Origin of the sequence: Microbacterium sp. 8M (genome assembly GCF_902506375.1) — a bacterium.
Taxonomy (GTDB): Bacteria; Actinomycetota; Actinomycetes; order Actinomycetales; family Microbacteriaceae; genus Microbacterium.
Genome location: NZ_LR733284.1, coordinates 3,357,574 through 3,381,863, shown reverse-complemented (window position 1 = coordinate 3,381,863; position 24,290 = coordinate 3,357,574). Strand labels below are relative to the sequence as shown.

Annotated in this window: 19 protein-coding genes and 2 tRNA genes; 18 read left to right on the top strand and 3 right to left on the bottom strand. The window is 69.1% G+C overall.

Features of this window, described 5'->3' with window-relative positions:
• Positions 1-126 precede the first annotated feature (126 nt).
• From AERO9AM_RS15925 to lysS, 3 genes are all read left to right on the top strand, one after another.
• Positions 127-1,920, top strand: coding sequence for a PH domain-containing protein (locus AERO9AM_RS15925; protein WP_201298664.1), 1,794 nt, complete (start codon positions 127-129; stop codon positions 1,918-1,920).
• Complete coding sequence (locus AERO9AM_RS15920; protein WP_159577029.1) at positions 1,917-2,627, top strand: DUF2520 domain-containing protein; 711 nt, start codon at positions 1,917-1,919, stop codon at positions 2,625-2,627. The genes AERO9AM_RS15925 and AERO9AM_RS15920 overlap by 4 nt, the downstream gene beginning before the upstream one ends.
• Before the next feature lie 230 nt (positions 2,628-2,857).
• Positions 2,858-4,411, top strand: a complete 1,554-nt coding sequence (lysS, locus tag AERO9AM_RS15915; RefSeq protein ID WP_159577028.1) for a lysine--tRNA ligase — start codon at positions 2,858-2,860, stop codon at positions 4,409-4,411.
• A 49-nt stretch (positions 4,412-4,460) separates the two neighbouring features.
• On the opposite strand, the gene AERO9AM_RS15910 is transcribed toward lysS, so the two are convergent.
• On the bottom strand, positions 4,461-5,738 hold the full coding sequence (locus AERO9AM_RS15910; RefSeq protein WP_159577027.1) for a DUF4192 family protein: 1,278 nt from the start codon (positions 5,736-5,738) through the stop codon (positions 4,461-4,463).
• 157 nt (positions 5,739-5,895) lie between these two features.
• On the opposite strand from AERO9AM_RS15910, the gene AERO9AM_RS15905 reads away from it, so the two are divergent.
• The 3 genes from AERO9AM_RS15905 to AERO9AM_RS15895 all read left to right on the top strand — a co-directional run bounded on the left by AERO9AM_RS15905 (position 5,896) and on the right by AERO9AM_RS15895 (position 8,608).
• Complete coding sequence (locus tag AERO9AM_RS15905; RefSeq protein WP_201298663.1) at positions 5,896-6,072, top strand: hypothetical protein; 177 nt, start codon at positions 5,896-5,898, stop codon at positions 6,070-6,072.
• Between the two features lie 302 nt (positions 6,073-6,374).
• On the top strand, positions 6,375-7,835 hold the full coding sequence (gene cls / locus AERO9AM_RS15900; RefSeq protein ID WP_159577026.1) for a cardiolipin synthase: 1,461 nt from the start codon (positions 6,375-6,377) through the stop codon (positions 7,833-7,835).
• 71 nt (positions 7,836-7,906) lie between these two features.
• Positions 7,907-8,608 carry a hypothetical protein gene (locus tag AERO9AM_RS15895; RefSeq protein WP_159577025.1) on the top strand — a complete coding sequence of 234 codons (702 nt, stop codon included), beginning with the start codon at positions 7,907-7,909 and terminating at the stop codon, positions 8,606-8,608.
• A gap of 97 nt (positions 8,609-8,705) precedes the next feature.
• Here the strand turns inward: AERO9AM_RS15895 and AERO9AM_RS15890 are convergent, their stop codons facing one another.
• Positions 8,706-9,701, bottom strand: coding sequence for a diacylglycerol/lipid kinase family protein (locus AERO9AM_RS15890; protein ID WP_159577024.1), 996 nt, complete (start codon positions 9,699-9,701; stop codon positions 8,706-8,708).
• A gap of 116 nt (positions 9,702-9,817) precedes the next feature.
• Between AERO9AM_RS15890 and serS the strand changes: the two genes are divergently transcribed.
• From serS to AERO9AM_RS15865, 5 genes are all read left to right on the top strand, one after another.
• Positions 9,818-11,128 (top strand): serine--tRNA ligase, encoded by a 1,311-nt coding sequence (gene serS, locus AERO9AM_RS15885; protein ID WP_159577023.1) that lies wholly within the window; start codon positions 9,818-9,820, stop codon positions 11,126-11,128.
• Positions 11,125-11,964 carry an HAD family hydrolase gene (locus AERO9AM_RS15880; RefSeq protein WP_159577022.1) on the top strand — a complete coding sequence of 280 codons (840 nt, stop codon included), beginning with the start codon at positions 11,125-11,127 and terminating at the stop codon, positions 11,962-11,964. The genes serS and AERO9AM_RS15880 overlap by 4 nt, the downstream gene beginning before the upstream one ends.
• Before the next feature lie 135 nt (positions 11,965-12,099).
• Positions 12,100-12,184, top strand: a tRNA-Ser gene (locus tag AERO9AM_RS15875).
• Between the two features lie 53 nt (positions 12,185-12,237).
• Complete coding sequence (locus AERO9AM_RS15870) at positions 12,238-13,512, top strand: LCP family protein (protein ID WP_159577021.1); 1,275 nt, start codon at positions 12,238-12,240, stop codon at positions 13,510-13,512.
• Positions 13,513-13,603: 91 nt separating this feature from the next.
• Positions 13,604-13,695, top strand: a tRNA-Ser gene (locus AERO9AM_RS15865).
• A gap of 93 nt (positions 13,696-13,788) precedes the next feature.
• Here the strand turns inward: AERO9AM_RS15865 and AERO9AM_RS15860 are convergent.
• Complete coding sequence (locus tag AERO9AM_RS15860; RefSeq protein WP_159577020.1) at positions 13,789-14,469, bottom strand: hypothetical protein; 681 nt, start codon at positions 14,467-14,469, stop codon at positions 13,789-13,791.
• 662 nt (positions 14,470-15,131) lie between these two features.
• Here AERO9AM_RS15860 and AERO9AM_RS15855 point away from each other — a divergent pair.
• From AERO9AM_RS15855 to AERO9AM_RS15825, 7 genes are all read left to right on the top strand, one after another.
• Complete coding sequence (locus tag AERO9AM_RS15855; protein WP_236602645.1) at positions 15,132-16,979, top strand: alpha-amylase family glycosyl hydrolase; 1,848 nt, start codon at positions 15,132-15,134, stop codon at positions 16,977-16,979.
• 77 nt (positions 16,980-17,056) lie between these two features.
• Complete coding sequence (locus tag AERO9AM_RS15850; RefSeq protein WP_159577019.1) at positions 17,057-18,745, top strand: glycoside hydrolase family 13 protein; 1,689 nt, start codon at positions 17,057-17,059, stop codon at positions 18,743-18,745.
• A 61-nt stretch (positions 18,746-18,806) separates the two neighbouring features.
• On the top strand, positions 18,807-20,075 hold the full coding sequence (locus AERO9AM_RS15845) for an ABC transporter substrate-binding protein (protein WP_159577018.1): 1,269 nt from the start codon (positions 18,807-18,809) through the stop codon (positions 20,073-20,075).
• 221 nt (positions 20,076-20,296) lie between these two features.
• Positions 20,297-21,034 carry a carbohydrate ABC transporter permease gene (locus tag AERO9AM_RS15840; RefSeq protein ID WP_236602644.1) on the top strand — a complete coding sequence of 246 codons (738 nt, stop codon included), beginning with the start codon at positions 20,297-20,299 and terminating at the stop codon, positions 21,032-21,034.
• Positions 21,031-21,855: a carbohydrate ABC transporter permease gene (locus tag AERO9AM_RS15835; protein ID WP_159577017.1), complete on the top strand. Its 825-nt coding sequence runs from the start codon at positions 21,031-21,033 to the stop codon at positions 21,853-21,855. Before AERO9AM_RS15840 ends, AERO9AM_RS15835 begins: the two co-directional genes overlap by 4 nt.
• Positions 21,856-23,232 (top strand): glycoside hydrolase family 13 protein, encoded by a 1,377-nt coding sequence (locus AERO9AM_RS15830; RefSeq protein ID WP_159577016.1) that lies wholly within the window; start codon positions 21,856-21,858, stop codon positions 23,230-23,232.
• On the top strand, positions 23,229-24,275 hold the full coding sequence (locus AERO9AM_RS15825) for a LacI family DNA-binding transcriptional regulator (RefSeq protein WP_159577015.1): 1,047 nt from the start codon (positions 23,229-23,231) through the stop codon (positions 24,273-24,275). Before AERO9AM_RS15830 ends, AERO9AM_RS15825 begins: the two co-directional genes overlap by 4 nt.
• The last annotated feature ends 15 nt before the right edge of the window (positions 24,276-24,290 follow it).

The window sequence follows — 24,290 nt, the reverse complement described above, 5'->3', positions numbered from 1 at the left end:
CCGCGCGCGGAATCGCCGGTTCCGTCGGGCGCTCCTGCTCCGGCTGGGTCCACGGTTCCGCCGTCGGGGTCCGGTCCGACGCCGCGGGCCGCTGCTCCGACGCTCGCGGACGGCGAGTGGCACCGGATGCATCCGCTCACCCCGCTGCTGAAGGGCGGGCTGGTGCTGGTGATCGTGCTGGGCTATCTCATCGCGAACCTTCGCGAGCGGATCCTGGAGTGGTTCATCTCCCTCGTCACGCCGGCGCATCTGCCCGAGTTCGGTGGCGACCCGGTCGACTGGGTCGTCGACAACAACCTCGTCATCGTGGTGCTGCTCGGCGTGCTGGCCCTGGCCGTGCTCCTCATCGCCCTGTTCTGGCTGATGTGGCGCTTCCACCAGTTCCGCATCACCGAGGCGCATGTCGAGGTGCGCAAGGGCGTGATCTTCCGCTCGCACCGCCGCGCGCCGCTCGATCGTGTGCAGGGGGTCAACCTCACCCGGCCGTTCCCCGCCCGCCTCATCGGACTGGCGAAGCTCGAGGTCGACGGTGCCGGCAACGACGCCAACGTGCCGCTGGAATACCTCTCCACCGCCCGGGCGGAGGCGGTGCGCACCGACATCCTGCGCCTGGCGTCGGGAGCGCGGCACGCCCGTGAGGCGACCAGGGGCGTCGCCGATCCTGCGGCGGCCCGCACGATGCGCGCCCAGCTGGCGGCGTCGATGGACGCGGGGGTCACCGGCCTGCTCGCGGGCGTCGATCTCGACGACATCGCGCCGGAGCACGTGCTGCGGATCCCCACCGGTCGTCTTGTCGGCTCCCACGTGCTGTCGGGCCTCGTGTGGCTCGCCGTGTTCGCGGTGATCTTCGTGGGCGCGATGATCGGCACGCTGCCCGCGGTGCTGAACGACGCGGGTCCGGCCGGGGGAGTGGTCGCAGGGGGTATCGCGCTGGCGATGGGGATCCCGCTGCTGCTGGCGTCCATCGCGGTCACCTGGAGCCGGATCGCGCGGGCCCTGCGCTACTCGATCGCGCCGACGCCGGACGGCGTGCGGATCACGTTCGGGCTGTTCACCACTGTGACCGAGACGATCCCGCCCGGACGGATCTTCGCCGTCGAGGTGATGCAGCCGCTGCTGTGGCGCCCGTTCGGCTGGTGGTCGGTGCGGATCAACCGGATGAGCGGCAAGTCCGCATCCCAGCAGCAGTCCAGTCAGGGCCAGCAGTTCAACATCGTGCTGCCCGTCGGCGTCCGGGCCGACGTCGAACGGGTGCTCGGGCTGATCCTGCCCGACGTGCCCGCCGACGTGCTGCCGCTGATCTGGGAGCAGGGCGTGCTGGGGCCGGTAGCAGGCGACCCCTACGCCACCATCCCGCGGCGGGCGTGGTGGCGCCGACCGCTGTCCTGGCGCCGGCACGGGCTGGCGCTGACCGACTTCGCGCTGCTGCTGCGCCGTGGACGTCTCTGGCGGCAGCTGGCGGTCTTCCCGCTCGCGCGGCTGCAGGGCTTCTCGCTGCATCAGGGCCCGATCGACCGCGCCCAGCGGGTCGCCAAGGCGCAGGCGCACTCGGCCATCGGGCCGGTGCGTGGCAGCGTCTCCGGGCTGGACGCCGAGGTGCTGCTCGGCATGCTGAGCGCACTGCCGGGGGCCGCAGCGCGGGCGGCGGCCGCGGATCGCGCGCACCGCTGGGCGGAAGAGCGTGAGGCAGCCGGAGAAGCCGCGGCGCACGGGCACGCCCTGCCGGCGGGGCTCGGCGGGAGCGCGGGCAGCGGCGTGGGGACCGCGGGGAGTGCGGGGCTCGGCGGCACCGCGGGCAGCGGCGGGGGAACCGCGGGGAGCGCGGGCCTCGGCGGCCTCGGTAGTCTCGGTGGCACGACGGGCGCCGTCGGGGGGACCGCGGGGAGTGCGGACGGCACCGCCGCGGGAGGCGCGTCATGACCCGTGCGGGGCGGCTCGAGGTCGGGATCGTCGGGGCGGGGCATGTGGGGCCGGTGATCGGCGCGGCCCTCGCCGGCGCCGGGCACGCGCTCGTCGGCGTGACGGCGGGGTCAGACCCCGACCGCACGGCCGCCGTGCTGCCCGCGGTCAGGGTGATGGACCCGCCCGAGCTCGTGCGTGCGTCCCAGCTCGTGGTGCTCGCGCTGCCGCACGATCAGCTGCCGGGGCTCGTGGCGGGCCTCGCGGAGCTGGGGGCGTGGCAACCCGGGCAGCTCGTGCTGCACACCGACCCCGGCTACGGCACCGACGTGCTGGAGCCCGTGACGCGCAGCGGCGCCATCCCGCTCGCCGTGCATCCGGCGATCTCCTTCACCGGAACGACGCTCGACCTCCGCCAGCTCCAGGCGGCGTACGCCGCGGTGACCGCGCCGGCCATGGTGCTGCCCATCGCGCAGGCCCTCGCCGTGGAACTCGGCTGCGAGCCCGTCGTGATCGACGAGGCTGACCGCCCCGCGTACGCAGAGGCCATCGCCACCGCATCCGAGTTCGCGCGCTCGATCGTCGGCCAGGCGACGGGGATCCTCCGCGGCATCGGGGTGGAGAACCCCGGCGGCTACCTGTCGGCCCTCGTCTCGTCGACGTTCGATCGCGCCCTGCGCGAGGCGTCCCCGCCGGATCCCCTGACTCCCGCCGATCCCTTCTCCTGACCGCGGCCCCCTTCCCCTGACCGCGGGCCCCTTCCCCTGACCGCGAGACTGCAACCACGCGACGAGACTGCAGCAGTCTGTTGCAGTCTCGTCGTCCCGTTGCAGTCTCGCGGTCAGAGCCCGACGGTGACGTCGGGCCCGCGTCGGGACGGGGAGAGGGCGGATCCGGCGCGGCGGGGGCGAAGGCGCGCGCCGGTAGACTGGTCGGCGACTTTCGAGGAGCCCCACCCATGACTGACGCGCCCGCGCCGACCCCTGACAGCAGCGACCCCGCGGCGGGTGCCTCGGCCGGCTCGGGGACCGGGGAGGACACCTTCGAGCAGCGAGCGGTGCGGCTGGCCAAGCGCGAGCGGCTGATCGCCGACCGTGCCGACGCCGCCGGCGGCGCGTTCCCGGTGTCGGTGCCCGTGACGCACACGATCCCGCAGCTGCGCGCCGAGTACGGCGAACTCGAGGCGGGCGCCGAGACGGGCGTCGTCGTCGGTGTCGCCGGACGCGTGGTGTTCAGCCGCAACACCGGCAAGCTCTGCTTCGCCACGCTGCAGGCCGGCGACGGATCCCGGATCCAGGCCATGATCTCGCTCGCCAACGTGGGCGAGGAGTCTCTCGCGCGCTGGAAGGAGCTCGTCGACCTCGGCGACCATGTGTTCGTGCACGGTGAGGTCATCTCCAGCCGCCGCGGCGAACTGTCCGTCATGGCCGACGACTGGGCGATCGCGTCGAAGGCGATCCTGCCGCTGCCGAACGCCTACGGCGAGCTCAGCGAGGAGAGCCGTGTGCGCAGCCGCTTCCTCGACCTCATCGTGCGCGACCAGGCCCGCAGCACCGTGCGTGCCCGTGCCGCGGTCAACGCGAGCCTGCGCCAGACCTTCACCAGCCACGGCTTCCTCGAGGTCGAGACCCCGATGCTGCAGGTGCAGCACGGCGGCGCCTCCGCGCGCCCGTTCATCACGCACTCGAACGCCTTCGACACGGAGCTGTACCTGCGCATCGCGCCGGAGCTCTACCTGAAGCGCGCCGTCGTCGGAGGCATCGAGCGCGTCTACGAGATCAACCGCAACTTCCGCAACGAGGGCGCCGATTCCACGCACAGCCCCGAGTTCGCGATGCTCGAGGCCTACCAGGCGTACTCCGACTACAACGGGATCGCCGACCTCACCCAGGAGCTGATCCAGAACGCCGCGATCGCGGTGGCAGGATCCACGCTCGTCACCTGGGCCGACGGCACCGAGTACGACCTCGGCGGCCAGTGGGACCGGATCTCCATGTACGACTCGCTGTCCGCGGCCGCTGGGCGCACCTTCACCCCGTCCGACTCCGTGGAGGAGCTCATCGCCTTCGCCGAGGCGAGCGGCGTCGACGTCCCGCCGCACGCGACGCACGGCAAGCTCATCGAGGAGCTGTGGGAGCACTTCGTCAAGGGCGGCCTGGAGCGGCCCACGTTCGTGATGGACTTCCCGGTCGACACCTCCCCGCTCGTGCGCGAGCACCGCTCGATCCCGGGCGTGGTGGAGAAGTGGGACCTGTATGTGCGCGGCTTCGAGCTGGCCACCGGGTACTCGGAGCTCGTCGACCCCGTCATCCAGCGCGAGCGCTTCATCGAGCAGGCCAAGCTCGCCGCGGGCGGCGACCTCGAGGCGATGCGCGTGGACGAGGAGTTCCTGCGCGCTCTCGAGCACGGCATGCCCCCGACGGGCGGCATGGGGATGGGCATCGACCGTCTGCTCATGGCCATCACCGGCCTCGGCATCCGCGAGACCATCCTCTTCCCCCTCGTGAAGTGACGCGCCCTCCGTTCCGGGGCATCGCGCCTCGGGAGGGCGATCCGGGCGTTCACGGGGCGGCGGCGCGGAACGCCCAGTCCGGGAGCATGCCGGCGTCCACGACGGCCCGCAGCAGCTGAGTGAACCCGAGCGTCGGATCCACGGCCTGCGCTTGATCCAGGTACCGCGCGGCGTGCGTCGCGCGTCCGATCGCCCAGGACAGCCACGCCGCCGCGGCCAGGGGTCCGCCTCTTGCCTGTCGCGGGGCGAGGGCGATGGTGCGGCGCATCAGGGTCAGCGCGACGCCGAGACGGTCGCGGTCAGGGGCCGGACCGTGCCCCACAAGGATGCCGGCGACGTCGGGCGGCACCTCCAGCCCAGCCGCGCAGTGGCAGAGCTGAGCGGCCAGGGCCCGGTCGCCGTAGTCGATGCTGCTCGCCCACTGTACGAGCGCGACGTCCCGCAGCGCCGGGCGGTTCAGGATCCAGATCAGCGCCGCGCTCGCGAACGGCGACGCGGTCTCCGGAGCGTCCAGCAGCTCCTCCAGGAACGAGGGCAGGTCGTCGAGCAGGAGCGCCGTCTCGTGCGCCCGTGGATCGACGCGGGCCGACCCGTCCGGCGGCGTGCGCTGCGGCCCGGCCGGACCCAGCACCCGCTCCAGGGCGATCAGCGCCCTCCCGACCGACTCCGTGGCGAACAGCCCGGGATCGGGGAGCTCCGTCCCGCTGAATTGATCCGGCGCGGGGCCGGCGAACCCTGGGACGGGTGGAGGTGCAGGCACCTCGGAGAGCGGATGCGGAGGCGCCAGCGGATCCCGGTAGTCGCGCCAGGATCCGCCGCCGACGTGCAGCGCCTCCACGACGTGCAGGCCGCGGGCCTTCGCCTCCCCGAGCAGCGCCTCCACGACGGCTGCGGCGGGTGGCGGCTCGTCGCTCACCGCCCCGCCTCCGGCGTAGACGGCGATCGCGAGCCCGTCGACGTCGGGGATGCGGCGCGTGAGCCCGATGGCGGCCTCGGCGAACTCGGCGGCGGTCGGGGTGACCGGCGGCGTCGCGGCGGCCGCACCGGAGGCCGCCGCCGCGGGATCCGCACCGGACGGCGCCGCCGCGGGATCCACACCGGCCGGCGCCGCCCCGGGACCCGCGCCGGACGATGACGCAGCGGCGGGCGCAGAGGGCGGCGGCCCCGCGGCGACCGCGCCGGGTGGCAGGTCGAAGCGGAGGGCGCCTGCAGTGCGCGAGCGTCGGAAGGGCAGCAGCACCACGGAGTCCCGCGGGGTGAAGCCGGTGAGCACGGGGATGGCGGCGAGCAGCTCTGCGGCGCCCGCGGCATGGACGATCGTTGTCATGGATCCACGATCAGCACTGCGCCGGATCCGGCTCCGCGTCAGGAACGGAACGGGGGAAACTCCCTTGAGGGATCCGCGATGTGCGGAACGATCGATCGCCCCTGGTGTGTGGACGGCTCCCAGCCCGCGCACCAAGGGCGCGGGTAGGATCGAGGACATGGACGAGTTCTGGGTGGCGGCCGCGTGGTCGGTGATCCCCACGATCGTCGTCTGCATCGTGTTCTGGTTCGTGCTGCGGGGGATCATCCGCTTCGACCGCACCGAACGGCAGACGCACGCCCGCATCGAGGCCGAGGAGCGCGCCGCGCGCGGTCTTCCGCCGCGCTCGTCCTGATCGGCGCTGCACGGCCGCACCCGCTGCGGCGAAGTACGGTGGCTGGGCGACCGCATCCAGCACGGTGCCGCGAGGCCCACGCACGACGCCGCGCGCCCTGCACCGCCAGCACGGCATCGCGAGCCCGCGCCCCGAGGTCCGCGCCCCGCACCGCGAGTCAGACTCAGTGAGCCCGGAGCCCGCGAACAGCACCGTGAGCCGGCCGCAAGCCGCCGGCCCTCGCTCCCCGGGGTTGTCCGCACCAGCCGCTACTGTGGACGAAGCCGCCGATCGGCGGCGCACCCCGGTTCAGGAGGACGTGCATGACGTCCGATGCGTGGCCCTGGTGGCTCGTCGCGTTCGGCATCGCGGTCGACATCACGATCCGCGTGATCGCGATCATCGTCGTGCCCCGCAACCGGCGCCCCACCGCCGCGACCGCGTGGCTCCTGGCCATCTACTTCATCCCGTACATCGGGGTGCTGCTGTTCCTGCTCATCGGGAATCCTCGCCTGCCGCGGGCACGGCGCAGGAAGCAGGAGCTCATCAACTCGACCATCGCCGAGGTCACCAAGGGGCTGCATCTGGGCACGCCCCGTCCCGGCACCCCCGAGTGGCTGAGCTCGCTCATCCGCATGAACCAGCGCCTCGGTGCGCTGCCGCTGTCCGGTGACAACGGGGCGCATCTGATCTCCGACTACCAGACGTCGCTCGACGCGATGGCCGACGCGATCCGCGGCGCGCAGAAGTACGTCCATGTGGAGTTCTACATCCTGCAGTCGGATGCGTCGACCGAGAACTTCTTCTGCGCGATGGAGGAGGTCGCCGCCCGTGGCGTGCCGGTGCGCGTGCTGCTGGACCACTGGGCGAACCGCTGGAAGCCGCGATACAAGGAGACCATCCGGCGGCTGGACGCGATGGGCGCGGACTGGCACCTGATGCTGCCGGTGCAGCCCTTCCGCGGACGCACCCAGCGGCCCGACCTGCGCAACCACCGCAAGCTCCTGGTCGTCGACAGCGAGGTCGCGTTCCTCGGCTCGCAGAACGTCACCGACTCGACGTACAACCTGCCGAAGAACATCAAGCGCGGGCTGCACTGGGTCGACCTCATGGTGCGCGTCGACGGTCCGGTCGTCGCGAGCGTCAACGCCGTGTTCCTCTCCGACTGGTACAGCGAGACCGACACGGTGCCCGAGATCGTCGACTTCATCCCCCAGGGCAGCGGCTCGGGTGACCTCGACTGCCAGATCGTGCCGTCCGGCCCCGGGTTCGAGGCCGAGAACAACCTGCGGCTGTTCCTCGGACTGCTCTACGGCGCGCGCCGCAAGATCATGATCGTGAGTCCGTACTTCGTCCCGGACGAGGCCCTGCTGCTCGCCGTGTCCACGGCGTGCGACCGCGGGCTGCAGGTGGAGCTGTTCGTGTCGGAGGAGGGCGATCAGGCCGTCGTCTATCACGCGCAGCGCAGCTACTACGAGGCGCTGCTGCGAGCGGGTGTGCGGATCTGGATGTACCGCAAGCCGTACATCCTGCACACCAAGAGCCTGACGATCGACGACGACATCGCCGTGATCGGATCCAGCAACATGGACATGCGCTCCTTCGGTCTCAACCTCGAGATCTCGATGCTCGTGCGCGGCGAGGCGTTCGTCCAGGAGGTGCGCGCGGTGGAGGACCAGTACCGCGCGCTGAGCCGCGAGCTCACCCTCGACGAGTGGCTGCAGCAGCCGCTGCGCTCGACCGTACTGGACAACCTGGCCCGTCTCACGTCGTCGCTGCAGTAGCCGCCGAGAGGAGTTCGCGGACCGGGCCCGTGGCCGTGGCCACCGCACACGCACCTGGCTACCATGTGCCCATGAGGATCCGCACCGGTCTGGCCATCGCGGCGATCGCCGCCGCACTGTCGATCGGGCTGGCCGGCTGTGCGCAGCTCGAACCGGTCGGCGCGCCCGTCCCGACCGGATCGACGCCTGCGGAGCCGTCCACGGATCCGGCCGCGGCCTGGCTCGACGGCGGTCGGGGCATCGGCCTGGTGACCTATGGCTCGTCCTCGCCCGCGTGCACCCCGGCGGTGCAGGACGTGAACGCCGACGGACAGGCCGTGACAGTGATGCTCGCCGAGCCGGACCCGCAAGCGATATGCACAGCCGACTTCGCGCCGCGGGCGACCTACGTCGCGGTGCCGGAGGGCGTCGACCCGGCGAAGGACGTGACGCTGTCGTTCGACGGGGCCGGATCCCAGGGCCGGCTGACCTTGACGGGGAGCAGCGCTCTCGGTGCGCCGAAGCAGGGCGCGCCGACCGCCGGCTGGTTCTCGCCGAGCGGGATCCTCCTGCTGACCTGGGGATCCTCGAGCTGTCGCCCCGTCGTGTCGGACGTCGTGGAGGAGAAGGCGGGAGCGATCGTGACGTTCCAGACCGACGCGACGCAGATGTGCACCATGGACTTCGCTCCCCGCATCACCGTGCTCGGCGTGACGCCTCCGGCGGATCCCTCGGGCTACACGCTCGCGCTGAAGGGCGACCACCTCGACGGCGAGGTGAAGGTCGTCGGCTGACCGATCGATCGCGTCGAACGACGACGGCCTTGAACAGGCGCCCACCGGTCACTGAACCGGCGCCCACCGGTCCCTGAGCTTGTCGAAGGGGCCGGGGTCAGGCCGGGTTGATCACGTGCCCGGCCGGGAGCGCGATGAGCAGTGCCCCCGGATCGATGCGGCAGCGGATCCGCACCGCCTCCCCGAACTCGTCGCCGTCCAGCTCCACCGGGGCGGGCTCGGTGGTCGCCGCTTCGGCGTCGCGCCCGCGCAGGTAGTGGATCGAGCCGCTGGATCCGGTGAGCTCGATCACGCGCCGGCCGGCCTTGCTGCGGCGCAGCACCGAGTTCTGCCACCACACCGTGCGCCACACCTTCACCCACCCGAACGGGCCGCGCGCCTGGATGACCGCCACGTCCAGATCCCCGTCAGTGATCGACGCATCCGGGACGAGAGCGATGCCGGCGGGCAGCGCGCCGCAGTTCGCGAACAGCATGCTGTGCACTTTCACGGAGTGCAGGCGGCGGTCCTCCACGGCGTACATGATGCGGAACGGCTTGGCGCCGGGCAGCGACCGTGCGGCGCCGTCGACGTAAGCGACCCAGCCCACCGACTTCTTCAGCCCCGGGCGCGTGTTCGCGATCATGTGCGCGTCGAGGCCGATGCCGGCGAGCACCACGAAGCCGTGCTCGTGCACGTCGCCGTCGGCGCGGGTGAGCTCCGCCCAGCCGATGTCTACGGGGTGGCGGTCGCCGTGGAACACGGCGTCGATCACGGCCGAGGGGGCGTCCAGCGCGAGTCCGAGGTTGCGGGCGAGCAGGTTGCCGGTGCCGCTGGGCACGATCGCGAGCGGCACCCCTGTGCCGGCCATCGTCTCCGACACCGCGCGCACCGTGCCGTCGCCGCCGGCCACGAGCACGGCTGCGGCGCCATGGTCGAGCGCTGTGCGCGTCGCGCCCTGGCCCGGATCCTGCACCGAGGTCTCGATGACCAGCGGCTCGTCCCAGCCGGCTTCGGCCGACAGCGAGCGCAGCAGCCCGGTCAGGCGCGGGGCGTCGGCCTTGACCGGGTTGACGACGAGTGCGGCGCGCGGGCGTCCGGCGTCGTCAGTCATGCGGTCAGCCTAGTCCGCGCATCCCCGGTCACCCGCTGGGCGCTCGGGGCCGGACAGCGTGCGTCCGCGCCATCGGCCCGGGAATCCGCGTCCTGGCGCCTGACTAGACTTGTCGGGTGATCGACCTCGCCCTTCTCCGCGACGAGCCCGAGCTCGTCCGTCAGTCCCAGGCCGCGCGCGGGAACGCGCCGGAGACCGTCGATGCGGCGATCGAGGCCGACCGATCGCGTCGTGCCGCGCTCGCCGCGTTCGAGGAGCTGCGCGCCGAGCAGAACGCATTCGGCAAGCAGGTCGCGAAGGCGCCGAAGGAGGAGAAGGCCGCCCTGGTCGCCCAGGCGAAGGATCTCGCAGAACGTGTGAAGCAGGCGCAGGCCGCGTCGAACGAGGCCTCCGAGGCCGCCGCCGAGGCGCTCGCGGCGATCGAGAACATCGTCATCGACGGGGTGCCCGCCGGCGGCGAGGACGACTTCGTCGAGCTGCGCCGGGTGGGCGAGATCCCGACCTTCGACTTCGAGCCGCGCGACCACCTCGCGATCGGCGAGCTGCTCGGCGCGATCGACATGGAGCGCGGGGCGAAGGTCTCCGGCGCCCGCTTCTACTTCCTCACCGGCATCGGCGCCCGCCTCGAGATCGCGCTCATGAACCTCGCGCTCGACAAGGCGCTCGCCGCCGGGTTCACGCCCATGGTCGTGCCGACGCTCGTGCGTCCCGAGATCATGCAGGGCACCGGCTTCCTCGGCAAGCACGCCGACGAGGTCTATCACCTCGACAAAGACGACGACCTCTACCTCGTCGGCACCAGCGAGGTCGCGCTCGCCGGGTACCACACCGGCGAGATGCTCGACCTGTCGCGTGGGCCCCTCCGCTACGCGGGCTGGTCGACCTGCTACCGTCGCGAAGCCGGGTCGTACGGCAAGGACACCCGCGGGATCATCCGCGTTCACCAGTTCAACAAGCTGGAGATGTTCGTCTACACCACCCCGGAGGACGCTGAGGCGGAGCACCTGCGCCTCGTCGGCCTGCAGGAGGAGATGCTCACCGCGCTGGGCCTGTCCTACCGGGTGATCGACGTCGCGGCAGGGGATCTGGGATCCAGCGCCGCGCGCAAGTACGACATCGAGGCCTGGGTGCCCACGCAGGGCGCGTTCCGCGAGCTCACCTCGACCTCGAACTGCACCACGTTCCAGGCGCGTCGGCTCGACATTCGGCACCGTCCGGACGCCGACCCTTCGACCGGCGCGGCGAAGACCCAGCACGTCGCGACCCTGAACGGCACGCTGGCCACCACCCGCTGGATCGTCGCGATCCTGGAGACGCACCAGCAGGCGGACGGATCCGTCCGGGTGCCGGAGGTGCTGCGCCCCTATCTCGGCGGCCTCGAGGTGCTGCGGCCGCTCGGCGCGGAGACCGAGGGCGCGGACGCATGACCTCGCCCTGGCTTATCGCCCTCGACATCGACGGCACTGTCCTGCTGCAGGATGAGACGATGAGCCCGGGCGTGCCCGAGGCGGTGGGCCGCGCGCGCGACGCCGGCCACGAGGTCACGCTCGCCACCGGGCGCAGCTGGATGGGCACGCACCGCTTCCTCGACGCGCTCGCCATCCGCCCCGAGTACGTCGTGTGCTCCAACGGCGCCGTCACTCTGCGCCGGAAGGACGACGCCGTCGACGGCCCGGCGTCGGAGGCCTACGAGCGCTGGAACGTGGAGACGTTCGATCCCACGGCCGTGCTCGAGCTGCTGCACGAGCGTCTGCCCGACGCCCGGTACATGGTGGAGCTCGGATCCGGTCAGCGCCTGTACACCGCCGTGCTCGACGACTGGACCCTCGACGGCGGGCGCCAGGTCGCGTTCCCGGAACTGAGCGCCGAGCAGGTGTCGCGCGTGGTCGTGGTCTCGCCCGGGCACGACGAGGAGGACTTCCACCGGCTCGTGCAGGACGCCGGTCTCAACGAGGTGTCCTACGCGATCGGCTGGACCGCGTGGCTCGACATCGCTCCGCGCGGCGTCGACAAGGGCACCGCGCTCCGGCGCGTCCAGGAGGCGCGCGGCGACGCCGGCGACCGGGTGTTCGTCGCCGGGGACGGCCGCAACGACGTCGGGATGTTCGCCTGGGCCCAGGGGATCGGCGGTCGCGCGGTGGCCATGGGGCAGGCGCCGGACGAGGTCAAGGCGGCGGCGACCGAGGTCACGGACGACGTCGCGGACGGCGGTCTGGCAGCCGCGATCGCGCGCATCGTGCTCGCAGTGCCCGCGGCGGGCTGAGTCCTTCCCCGGCGTGACCTGGGCATTCATTCAGGGGCCGCCCAGGCGTTCGCGGCAGAATGGAGGAGCGCTCACCGGGCGCTACCGGGTTCTCCGTTAGACTCAACCTCTGATCGGCGTGCGCAGGCACGGCGAGGAGAGTTGTCCGAGCGGCCGAAGGACCTGGTCTTGAAAACCAGTGAGTAGCAATACTCCGTGGGTTCGAATCCCACACTCTCCGCTGAAAGAGCGCAGGGTGGCGCGATTTTCCCGCAGATCCGTGAAAGGCACCGAGTGAGCGCGACGTCCCGAACCCGACGCCCCGTTGCCGGGCACGGTCAGCTGAGCCGCCCGAGCGCCTGGAGCCAGCTCCTGAAGATCCTCGGCATCGCCATGGCGGTGGTGCTGGTCTCGGGTGTCGGCGTCGCGGCGTACGTCGCCTATGACCTGTCCACCACCTTCACCTCGAAGGCCGTCGCGCTGGATGGCGGCGAATCGGTGCCGCCGGACATCGGGGCGATCAAGGGCGGCGTGAACCTGCTGCTCGTCGGCAGTGACGCCTGCGAGCCGGATTTCGCGGCCGAGTTCGGCGACCGCTGCTCCGACCCGGAGAATGCGGGGGAGCGCAACGACACCAACCTGCTGCTGCACATCTCGGACAGCCCTCGCCGCGTGACGGTCATCACGTTCCCGCGCGACCTCATGGTGCCCATCCCGTCGTGCATCGATTCCGACGGAAACGACACCAGCCCCGCCTCGAAGCAGGCGATCAACACCACCCTGGAGACCGGCGGCCCCAAGAACGGCCTCGCCTGCGTGGCCCGCACGATCAGCAAGCTCTCCGGGCTCGACATCCAGTTCGCCGCCAAGATCACGTGGGGCGGCGTGATGAAGGTCACGGACGCGATCGGCGGAGTCGACGTCTGTGTGGCGAACGGCATCACGGATCCCGACACCGGCCTGAACCTCCCGCCGGGCACGCACACGCTGCAGGGCTACTGGGCGCTGCAGTTCCTGCGGACCCGTCACGGCGTGGGAGACGGCAGCGACCTCGGCCGTGGCAGCAACCAGCAGGTGTACATGTCGTCGCTGGCCCGCAAGATGGTCTCCGCGAAGGTGCTGGGCAACCCCGGGACGCTGTTGAAGCTCGCCAACACCGTGATGTCGAATGTCACTCCCAGCACGACGTTGACCAGTCCGACGCTGCTCGTGCAGATCGCCCTGGCGATGAAGGACGTGCCGCTGGACCAGATCAACTTCGTGAACTACCCGGTGTTCACCGACCCGGACGACCCGAACAAGGTGGTCCCGGACGAGGACAGTGCGGACCAGCTGTGGGCCGCGCTCGCCGCGAACGAGCCGATCCAGGTGGCCGGTCAGCGCGATGACGCCGTGATCTCCGCGACGCCTACGCCGACGGATCCGGCCGCGGATCCGAGCGCCACTACCGAGCCCAGCGCGACTCCGACGCCCGGCGCGACCTCGGGTCCGGTCGAGCTGTCGAAGAACATCTCCGGCCAGTCCGCCGCGCAGCAGACCTGCTCCAACGGCAACGGCTACGAGGGCTGACGCCGCCCGACCGGCGTCCGAAGCCGCTCGGTTCGCGGCACCCGTGCGGACCCGTTAGGATGGTCCCTGGTGTTCGGCGTGCCGGACATCTGGAGACGTCGCATAGTCAGGCCTAGTGCACCACCCTGCTAAGGTGGAGTCCCCGCAAGGGGACCGAGGGTTCAAATCCCTCCGTCTCCGCCACTTATCGCCTGATCAGAGGCTGTCTTCTTCGACGATCTCCAGGGGCTTTGCCGCCGACGCGCGCGGATCCGGCGGGCTGGCCGCAGTCGTGCCTCAGTTGCGCGCAGCGACAGTGAACGTCCGCGTCGGCGGGTACGGGAACAGTCCCACCGGGATGCAGCTGTCCCAACTGCTGCTCGTACCGTCGCACGCCGGTCGGGTGATGAAGAACTCCCCACGCACCGTATGCGTCCCGACGGAGAGCGGGTGGATGAGAACGTGCGATCCGATGTCCGCCAGCAGCCAGTCGGGATCGTCGGGGAACAGGGCCTGCTGTCGCCCCGTCGCCCACTGGATGTCTACGCCGGAGCGCTCGACGGTGAACTCCTGCGGGGTGCCCTCGTCGACGATCACCCGCACCATGGACAGGTCGGCCTTCAGTTCATCGAACGGCGTCGCACCGACGGGGACATAGCCGTCGGGCACGTGCTCCCAGGTCCTCGCGAGGAAGAACGTGGCGGGTCGGGACCACCACGCGCCGGACGAGATCGTGGGGCACCCCACACTCGTCGGTACGACGAGAGCGGTGGAGACGCCGAAGTACTGGTTGAGGTCGACGCCGGTAGGTTGCCAGATGCACGGCTCGACGCGCGGGCTGGGCGGCGTGCTCTCCGCCGGGATCTGAGGACTCGCGGACGCGCTCGGTGCGGCGAGCACGGCAAGGGTCAACGCAAGGCAAGCCGCAGCGATCGAGGCGGCCGCGCGAGTTGTTCGCGCCATTGCGAGGGGTGACATGCGCGAATTTTACTCCCGTGCGGGTGATTGCACATCGGCCGCTGAACAACCCCCCCCCGACCTTACGGATGTGTAGTCTCCTGCCTGTCGCGGCAGGATCAGTCGCACACTGCCGAGCGCCGAAGCGTTCGAGCGAGCGACGCAGGACGACCTCGCACCGATGCAGGAATTTCTCACTGCGTGGGTCGAAGGGTCCTGAGGCTCGCGACGCGGCAGTTCCACGACGAGTCGTCTCCAAGCTGCGGCAAGTCAAGCAGCGTTCTGGCGACGCGCGACGGCATTGTCGATGCCCTCGACCTCGCCCGACGCCGCAGGATACGTCGTGGTGGGCGGTGACGCCACATATCCACGCTGGTGTCGATTGCACAGGGCTTCGCACCCCGCGCTGAGTGGGGCGGCCGCCTGGCCAAAGGCGCGAAGCGGGCGCGTCTGCGGGTGGCGCTAAGCGCGACACCCTTGCGTGGCGGGGTGTTCGAGGTGATGGAGATCGTTGTGGCCGCGAGTGCATCAGTTCTCCATCTGCCTCTTGACAGTGCTCTCGGCAAGGTTGTTGGATCGGTCTAGTAAACGAGTGCAACCCAGCGGCCGGAGCGCACACCGACTCGAAACAAAGGTGGTTACACGTGTTCAAGAGGCAAAAGGTGCGTGGATCTTCGATTCACGTGCGACAGCTGCTTGCGGCGGGGGGTGCACTCGCCCTGATCGGCACGCTGTTCGCGAGCCCGGCGGTGGCGGCGCAGACGGTCGCGGCTGGTACGTCGACCGTGCCGTCGCCGGGGCCTCTCGCGGAGGGCGACGTCATCTATCAGGTCCTGGTGGACAGGTTCTCCGATGGGGATTCCACGAACAACAACCAGGGCGCGGGGGAGTACGACCCGTCCAACCTCGGGATGTACCACGGCGGTGACTGGAAGGGGCTCACGCAGAAGCTCGACTACATCGCCAACCTCGGCGTGACGGCGATCTGGATCTCCCCGGTGTCCGAGCAGCAGCCGCTCTCTCGTGACGGTCTCGAGGCGAGCTATCACGGCTACTTCACCAAGAACTTCGCGACACCGAACCAACATTTCGGGAGCACAGCGGAGCTGCAGACGCTGATCGACACAGCGCACGCGAAGGGGCTGAAGATGATCCTCGATGTGGTCCCCAACCACACGGCGGACTATCTCGCGGGGACCTCGACAACGTACTCGCCGAGCACGTACAAGCCCGCCAGCCCGCTCGACAACTCGTCGTACTTCCACCACAACGGGGACTGCCTGTTCAACGGCACGGAGACGCAGACCCAGATCGAGAACTGCGATCTGGGTGGACTCGACGATCTCGACCAGTCCAACGCAACAGTCTCGAACTACCTCACGACGACCTACAAGGACTGGGTCGACATGGGCTTCGATGGTGTCCGGGTCGACGCGGCGCGCTCCATCCCGAAAACCTGGCTCGCCAGCTTCCAGTCGTCCCTGGGCGTTCCGAGCTTCGGCGAGGTCTTCGTCGGCGATGTCGACTACGTGGCGCCGTATCAGAACTACGAGTGGGGCGTGCTGGACTTCCCGTACTTCTTCACGGCGCGCAGCGCCTTCTCCGCAGACACGAGCATGACTGCTCTCAGCGGGCTCTTCGCGCAGGACAACAAGTACGTGAACCCGAACCGGCTCGAGACCTTCCTCGACAACCACGACCGTGCGCGATTCCTCACCTGGGCCGATGACAACTATCAGCGGCTCCGTTCGGCGCTCACGTTCCTCCTCACGTCCCGCGGCGTTCCCGTCATCTACTACGGAACGGAGCAGGCGGACAACGGGAACGGCAACGCGACCGAGGTCCCCATCGCGAACAAGGACAACCGCAAGGACATGACGAGCTTCAGCCAGACGTCGACCCTGTACACGCACATCCAGCGGCTGACGGCCATCAAGAAGGCTAACCCCGCCCTCCAGATCGGCAAGCAGCGCGAGATGTGGGCTGACGCGAACGTGTACGGATTCTCTCGCCGCGTGGATTCGACGGGGGCGGAGGCGATCACGCTCTCTTCGAACTCGTGGAATACGCAGACCCGCACGATCCCGCTGCGCGCGGAGAGCAGCATCCCGGTCGGTGCGGTCCTGACCAACCTGATGAACACGTCCGACACGGTGACGGTCACTGCCGGCGGCACGACCGGGAAGCAGATCACGGTCTCCCTGGGCGAGCACGAGTCGAAGGTCTATGCACCAGGAACACCTGTCTCGGCCTACACGCCGCCGGCACGCAACACGACGAAGATCCGCGTCCACTACAACACCGGAGTCGGGCACAACATCGCGATCCGCGGCGACGCGTACCCGTTCTCCTGGGCGGCGGGCCGGGGCGCGCGCAACGTCGCGCCCGATGTGTGGGAGTTCGAGCTGGAGCGGATCCCCGCGGGGCAGTCTTTCCAGTTCAAGCCGCTGATCGACGATGCGACATGGTCGAGCGGCAGCAACTACTCAGGCACCGGCGGATCGGTGATCGACATCTACCCATCGTTCTGATCGGACATAACCCCGAGAGACCGCCTGGGCGGCGCGGCCGCCCTGACGCCGCCCAGGCCCTCCGGAGCTGGAGAAACATGACTCTCATCGACGTTCTGAGCCCTGATGAAAGGGCTGAATCGACCTCGCCGTGGTGGGTCGGCGCAGTCGCGTACCAGGTGTATCTGCGCTCCTTCCGCGATGGCGACGGAGACGGCATCGGCGACCTCAAGGGCCTGCTCCGCGGGCTGGAGGACATCGCCGCGCTCGGGTGCGACGCGATCTGGCTGAACCCCTGCTATCCCTCTCCCCAGCGGGATCATGGCTACGACATCGCGGACTACTTCGATGTCGATCCCGACTACGGCACTCTCGCGGACTTCGACGCCGTCGTCCGGGAAGCGCACCGCCTCGGGATCCGCGTGCTGATGGACATGGTCGCGAACCACTGCTCGATCGAGCACGAGTGGTTCCGCGCCGCCGTGCGCGCGGCGCCGGGCAGCCCGGAGCGAGCGCGGTTCCATTTCGCCGACGGCCGCGGTGCTGAGGGCGAGCTGCCTCCGAACAACTGGCAGTCCGTGTTCGGTGGGCCCGCCTGGACTCGCGTGACCGACGCGGCCGGGCGTCCGGGGCAGTGGTATCTGCACTCCTTCGACTCAGGCCAGCCCGACTTCAACTGGGAGTCCGCGGACGTATCGCTGCACTTCCGCCGCGTTCTCGAGTTCTGGTTCGACCGCGGGGTCGACGGCTTCCGCATCGACGTCGGCCATGGTCACGTGAAGGCACCCGGGCTGCCCGACTGGCCGGGCGCGGAGACCGGGACCGGCGGTCACAACCACGCGATGTGGGATCAGCCGGGCGTCCACGACATCTACCGGACATGGCGATCGCTCGGCGACTCCTACCCGGAGAAGAAGTACTTCATCGGGGAGATCTGGGTGCCCTCGATCGAGCGGCTCGCGGCTTATCTCCGGCCGGATGAGATGCATCAGGCATTCAGCTTCGACCTGCTCGTCCAGCCCTGGGATGCGAGCCGTCTCCGCACGGCCATCGATGCAGGCCTCGCCGCGGCGGGAAGCGCGCCGGCATGGACGCTCTCCAACCACGACGTGCATCGAACGGTCACGCGCTACGGCCAGGAGCAGATCCTGGAGCCGACGGATCCGACTGACATGATCGCCGCCGCCCGACGAATCGGACGAGCCGATCTCGATAAGGGAACGCGGCGCGCGGCTGCTGCGGCGGCGCTCCTGCTGGCGCTCCCCGGGACGGTGTATCTCTATCAGGGGGAGGAGCTCGGCCTCCCGGAAGTGTTCGACCTGCCCCGCGAGGCTCGGCAGGATCCGATCTGGATCCGCTCTGAGGGCGCGGAGCTCGGACGAGACGGATGCCGGGTGCCGATCCCGTGGGCTGCGACGGAGAAGAACTTCGGATTCGGTGAGAGCGACTCCTCCTGGCTTCCGCAACCGGAGTGGTTCGGACGCTATGCGCGGGATCGAGCTGCGGCGCAGCCGAACTCCATGCTGCGGATCTACGAGCAGCTGATCTCGTTGCGCCGCCGCTTCTTCGCCGGCGATGCCCCTATCGTCTGGCTGGACACCGAGCGCCCCGATGTGCTCGCGTTCCAGCGCGCCGGCGCCACCTGCGTCGTCAACACCGGAGCGCAGCCCTTCGCTGTCCTTGCGCATTGGCAGACCGGCGCCCCGGTCATCGCGACGGCCGCGACAGAAGCCGAGACCGTCATCCCTCGCGACTCGGCCGCGTGGTTCGCGCCACGCGGCGGCTGAACCGCCCGACAACCCACCACCCGGGCCTCCGCCCGAAACAGCACACCCGATAGGAGCAACGATGCACCTCACACCCCGTACCCTCGCCGCCGCCACCCTGGCCGGCGCGCTGGTCCTCACCGGCTGTTCGTCGCCCGGCAGCGCCGACGCGGGCGGCACCACCACCGTCACCGTCTGGCACTACTGGGACGGCACGAACGCCGATGCCTTCGATGCGATGGTCAAGGAGTACAACGCCGCGCATCCGGGCGTGAAGATCAAGACCGCGAACGTGCCCAACGCCGACTACCTGACGAAGCTGCGAGCGTCCGCGACGTCGAAGACGCTGCCGGACGTGTCGATCGTCGACCTGGTCTGGGTCCCGCAGATCGCCAAGCTGGGCACGCTCGCGGATCTGTCCACGATGGTGCCGGCCGACTCCCTCTCTGACATCAATCCGGCGCTCACCTCGTTCGGCAAGATCGGCGGGAAGCAGATCTCTGTCCCGGTGTCCGCCAACAACCTCGGATACATGTACAACAAGACCCTGTTCACGCAGGCCGGTCTGGATCCCGAGCAGCCGCCCACGACCTGGGAGGAGTTGATGGCGGACGGGAAGAAGATCGTCGAGAAGACGGGGAAGCCCGGATACGACCTGTTCACCCAGGCGGGAGACACGGGTGAGGGCCTGACCTGGAACTTCCAGGTCAACCTCTGGCAGGCCGGCGGAGAGTTCCTGAAGAAGGACAACTCCGCCGCCGCGTTCAACACCCCGCAGGGACGCAAGGCGCTGCAGTTCTGGGTCGACCTCATCAAGTCGGGGGTGAGCCCCTACGCGAAGTGGGGCGAGTTCGAGAAGGGTCAGGGCGGCTCCGCGCAGGAGGGATCCTGGATGGTCGGGATCTGGGCTCAGGATCCGCCGTTCGAGGTGGGCAGCGCGAAGGTTCCGCATCCGGCGGACGGCTCTCCCGCGACGAACCTCGGCGGTGAGCAGGCGGTCGTCTTCAAGAACTCCGACGCGAAGGCGAAGGCCGCGGCGGACTTCCTCGCCTGGTTCCTCGAGGCGCCGCAGGTGACGAAGTGGAGCGAGAAGACGGGCATGCTCCCGGTGCTGAACTCGGTGGCCACGAGCTCCGACTACCTCGACTGGGTCAAGTCCAGCCAGCCTCAGCTCCTGCCTTTCGTGGAACAGATGTCCTCTGCCCATGCCCGTCCGAACACGCCGCTGTACCCGAAGATCTCGCTCGCCTTCGCGCAGCAGATCGAGAAGGCACTGGCTGGAGAGGCGAGCGTGGACGAGGCGCTGGACGCTGCCGAGAAGGCCGTCGACGACGTGATCGCGAAGGGCTGATCCGACCCGTGGTCTCTTCCCGCACCACGGCCCGCCCGGAAGTGCTCCTTCCGGGCGGGCCCGCACGCAGGTCCCCACGGGGCACGCGTTATCACCGTGACGAAGTACTCACGGCAGGCGTCTTCCTGCTGCCGGCGTTGCTCGTCATCGGGGTATTCGTCCTGTTCCCGATCATCTCCGCCGCGCACATCAGCCTCACATCGTGGAACGGATTCGATCCGGTGAAGGAGTTCATCGGGTTCGAGAACTACGTGCGACTGGCCGGGGACCCCGAATTCTGGAACAGCCTGCTGGTCACGGTCGTGTACGCGGTGGGCGTCTGCCTGCTGAGCGTGGTGAGCGGACTGGGAGTGGCGCTGCTTCTCGACGCTCCGATCCGCGCTCGCGGGTTCTACCGCGGCATCTACTTCCTTCCGGCGGTCACCTCGTCGGTCGCTGCTGCGATCGTGTGGAAGTACATGCTCGATCCCGCCGGATTCGTCAACACGCTTCTCGCGCAGGTGGGCATCGCGGGTCCCGATTGGCTGCAGAACCGCTGGCTCGCGCTCATCGCGTTGACACTACTGACCGTCTGGAAGAACATCGGCTTCAACGCCGTGCTGTACCTCACCGCCCTGCAGGCCCTGCCGCACGGGATCTACGAGGCCGCTCAACTCGACGGCGCCTCAGGGTGGCAGCGTCTTCGCCTGCTCACGATCCCGCTGCTGTCGCCGATGACCTTCTTCGTCGTGCTGCAGGCGCTGATCACGAGCTTCCAGGCATTCGATCTCGTCTACGTGCTCACCGGCGGGGGACCGCGCGGCGGCACGGAGGTGCTGGGGATGTTCATGTACCGGGAAGCGTTCCGTCTGGGCGACTTCGGGTACGGCACGGCCATCGCATTCGTGACACTGGTCCTCGTGCTCGGGGTGTCGCTCGTGCAATGGCGGGCGTCAGGCGCGGAAGGAGAACGTCGATGAAGCCTGCGTCCCTGGCGTCGTCGCTGACGAGACACGGCGTACTGATCCTTGGAGCGGCCGTCGTCGTGGTGCCGTTCCTGTGGATGTTCACGACATCGCTCGAATCCAAGGCGGAGACCTACACGAACACGTCGATCCTTCCGACGTCATGGCATTGGGAGAACTACATCCATGCGTGGCAGTCGGCGCCCTTCGGCCAGTACTACCTGAACAGCCTGATCATGGCCGCGGGCATCGTCAGCGGCCATCTCGTGCTGGACGCGCTGGCGGCCTACGCGTTCGCGCGCCTGCGGTTCCCGTTGCGCAGGTCGCTCTTCGTGGTTCTGCTCGCGGCGCTCATCGTGCCCACCTTCGTCACAGTGATCCCCGCGTATGCGATCACCGCTGACCTCGGGTGGATCGACTCGTACGCCGGTCTGATCGTCCCGCGCCTGGCCGATGTGTTCGGGATCGTACTGTTGCGCCAGTACTTCCTGTCCATCCCCGTCGAGCTCGAGGAGGCGGCGCGAATCGACGGATGCGGACGGTTCGCGACGTTCTTCCGGATCGTCGTGCCCCTGTCGCTGCCTGCGTTCGCGACGCTCGGCATCTTCAGCTTCCTCTTCGCCTGGAACGACTTCCTCTGGCCGCTACTGGTGACGAACACCGACGAACTGCGAACGATCCAGATCGGTCTCGCGTCGTTCGTCGGCCGGTACGGCACGAGCTGGAACTATCTGATGGCGGGCACGCTCAGCGCCACGATCCCCAGCATCATCGTGTTCCTCTTCTTCCAGCGCGCCCTTGTGCGCGGAATCGCAACGACAGGATCGAAGGACTGAATGTCTGCTCCCGATTGGCTCTCCGATGCCGTTTTCTATCAGATCTTCCCCGAGCGCTTCGCCAACGGAGACCCGTCGCTCGATCCGGAGGACGTGGTCCCGTGGGACGCGGCACCGACCCGTGAGAACTTCTTCGGCGGAGACCTCGCCGGCATCGAGCAGAATCTCGATCATCTGACCTCCCTCGGAGTCAACGCGCTGTACCTGACGCCGATCTTCGAGGCGGAGACGAATCACCGCTACGACGCTGTGGACTACTTCGCGATCGATCACCGACTGGGTGACCTTGACGCGTTCCGCAGCCTGGTCGACGCGGCGCACCGGCGCGGTATCCGGATCGTGCTGGATGCGGTGCTCAATCACTGCGGCGACGGCCACTGGGCATTCAAGGATGTGGTGGCGAACGGCGCGGCCTCGGAATACGTGAACTGGTTCTCGGTGGAGGGGTTCCCGATCGTCGCACACCCCGAGCCCAACTACCGCACGTGCTCCGGGTGCTATTACCTTCCGAAGTGGAACGCGTACAACCCCGACGTCCGGAAGCATCACTTCGACGTCGCCCGATATTGGATCGATCAGGGTATCGATGGATGGCGTCTCGACGTGCCGTATTTCGTGAACCAGACGTTCTGGCGCGAGTTCGCGCGCGTGGTGAAGGAGCGCTCCGACGACCTCTACATCGTGGCGGAGGAGTGGCGCGAACCCGAGCCCTGGCTGACGGGCGATCTCGCCGACGGGACGATGAACTACACCCTGCGCGATCTCGTGCTCGGATTCACTGCCGACGCATCCATCGACGCGTTCGCGTTCGCCGAAGGGATGAACCGCCTCCGCGACCGGATCCCCGAGGGGTTCCGTCAAGGGATGCTCAACCTGCTCGGCAGCCACGATACCGAGCGAGTGCTCACGCGGCACGACGGTGACGAGACCAGGGCGCTCCTCGCCTACGCGCTCCTGTTCGCATCCGAGGGTGCGCCGATGATCTATTACGGGGACGAGATCGGCATGACCGGAGCGAACGATCCCGACTGCCGGGCGGCGATGGTCTGGCAGGAGGAAAAGTGGGCGATGGGGTTGCTGGAGGGGATCCGGTCGTTCTCGGCCATGCGATCGGCGAGCGCGGCTCTGCGCCGCGGATCCCAGCACGTATCTGCGCTGGATGCCGACACGGTCCTCATCACCCGTATGCTCGGCTCAGAACGAGTGATGATGGTCGTGCACCGCGGCAACGGCGTCACGATAGACCCGCGTCAGGTGGCGGAGCTCCGTGAAGGAGAGCAGTGGCGAGACCTGCAGGGGAGGCCTCTCAGTGCGCTCTGGAGCGTTGCAGCGGAGCAGGTGCTGGTCGCGCGGCATGTGACGGGAGCTGAGGAATGAGTCAACGCCGACCGACGATGAAGGACGTCGCGGATCTGGCGCAGGTGTCGAAGTCCGCCGTCTCGCTCGCCTTCAACGACGCGAAGAAGCTCTCCGAAGCCACCGTGGCGAACATCATGGAGGCGGCCTCGACGCTCGGCTACACCGCGGACCCCGCGGCTCGCATGCTTCGCACCCGGCGGACTGACAGCCTCGGTCTTCTCCTGCCACAGCAGCTCGACCGGGTGTTAGAGAATCCTTACTACTCCCTGTTCCTGCAGGGCATCGGCCAGGTCTGCCAGCGGGAGGGGTTCACTCTGCTGCTCGCGCCCCCGCTGCGCGGCTCGATGCTGAAGGCCATCCCGTACGCTGCGGTCGACGGATTCATCGTCACCGGACTCGAGTACGACCGTGGAGAGGTCAGCGCCCTGCGCCGTCGGCGGATCCCGTTCGTACTGGTCGACAGCGAGTGGCACGACGATGTCTCCAGTGTCGACATCGACGACGGCGCGGCTATGGAGGAGGTCGTCCGCTACCTTCTCGGCCTCGGGCACCGCAGGTTCGCCTTCGTCGCGTTCGAGACCGGCACCGACGGCGGATACGCGAACTGGAAGGGAGCTGCCCTGCGTCGCATCGAGGGCGCGAGCCGCGCGCTCGCCGCGTCCGGGCTCTCCCTCGCAGACCCGGGGATGCATGTTCTCGAGACGCCCAACACCCGGCAGGGTGGGGCCAACGTCTTCCGCGCGCTCTGGTCGGGTGACGAGCGGCCGACCGCGATCGTGGCGTTCAGCGACATCATCGCCGTCGGCGTGCTCGACGCAGCCCGGGAAGAGAACGTCTCTGTGCCGGCTCAGGTATCCGTGTCCGGCTTCGACGACCTCATCGAGTCCGTGTGGACCTCACCGTCCCTGACGACCGTCCGCCAGCCGGTGGCGACGAAGGGACGGCTCGCGGCGGAGTATCTGGTGGAGGTCATCTCATCGACGGGGGAGGCGCCAACTCACCAGCACCGCCTCAGCACCGCGCTGCTCCTGCGCGAGTCGACAGGTCCCGCGCCGGCGTGAAGTCCGATGGCCGTG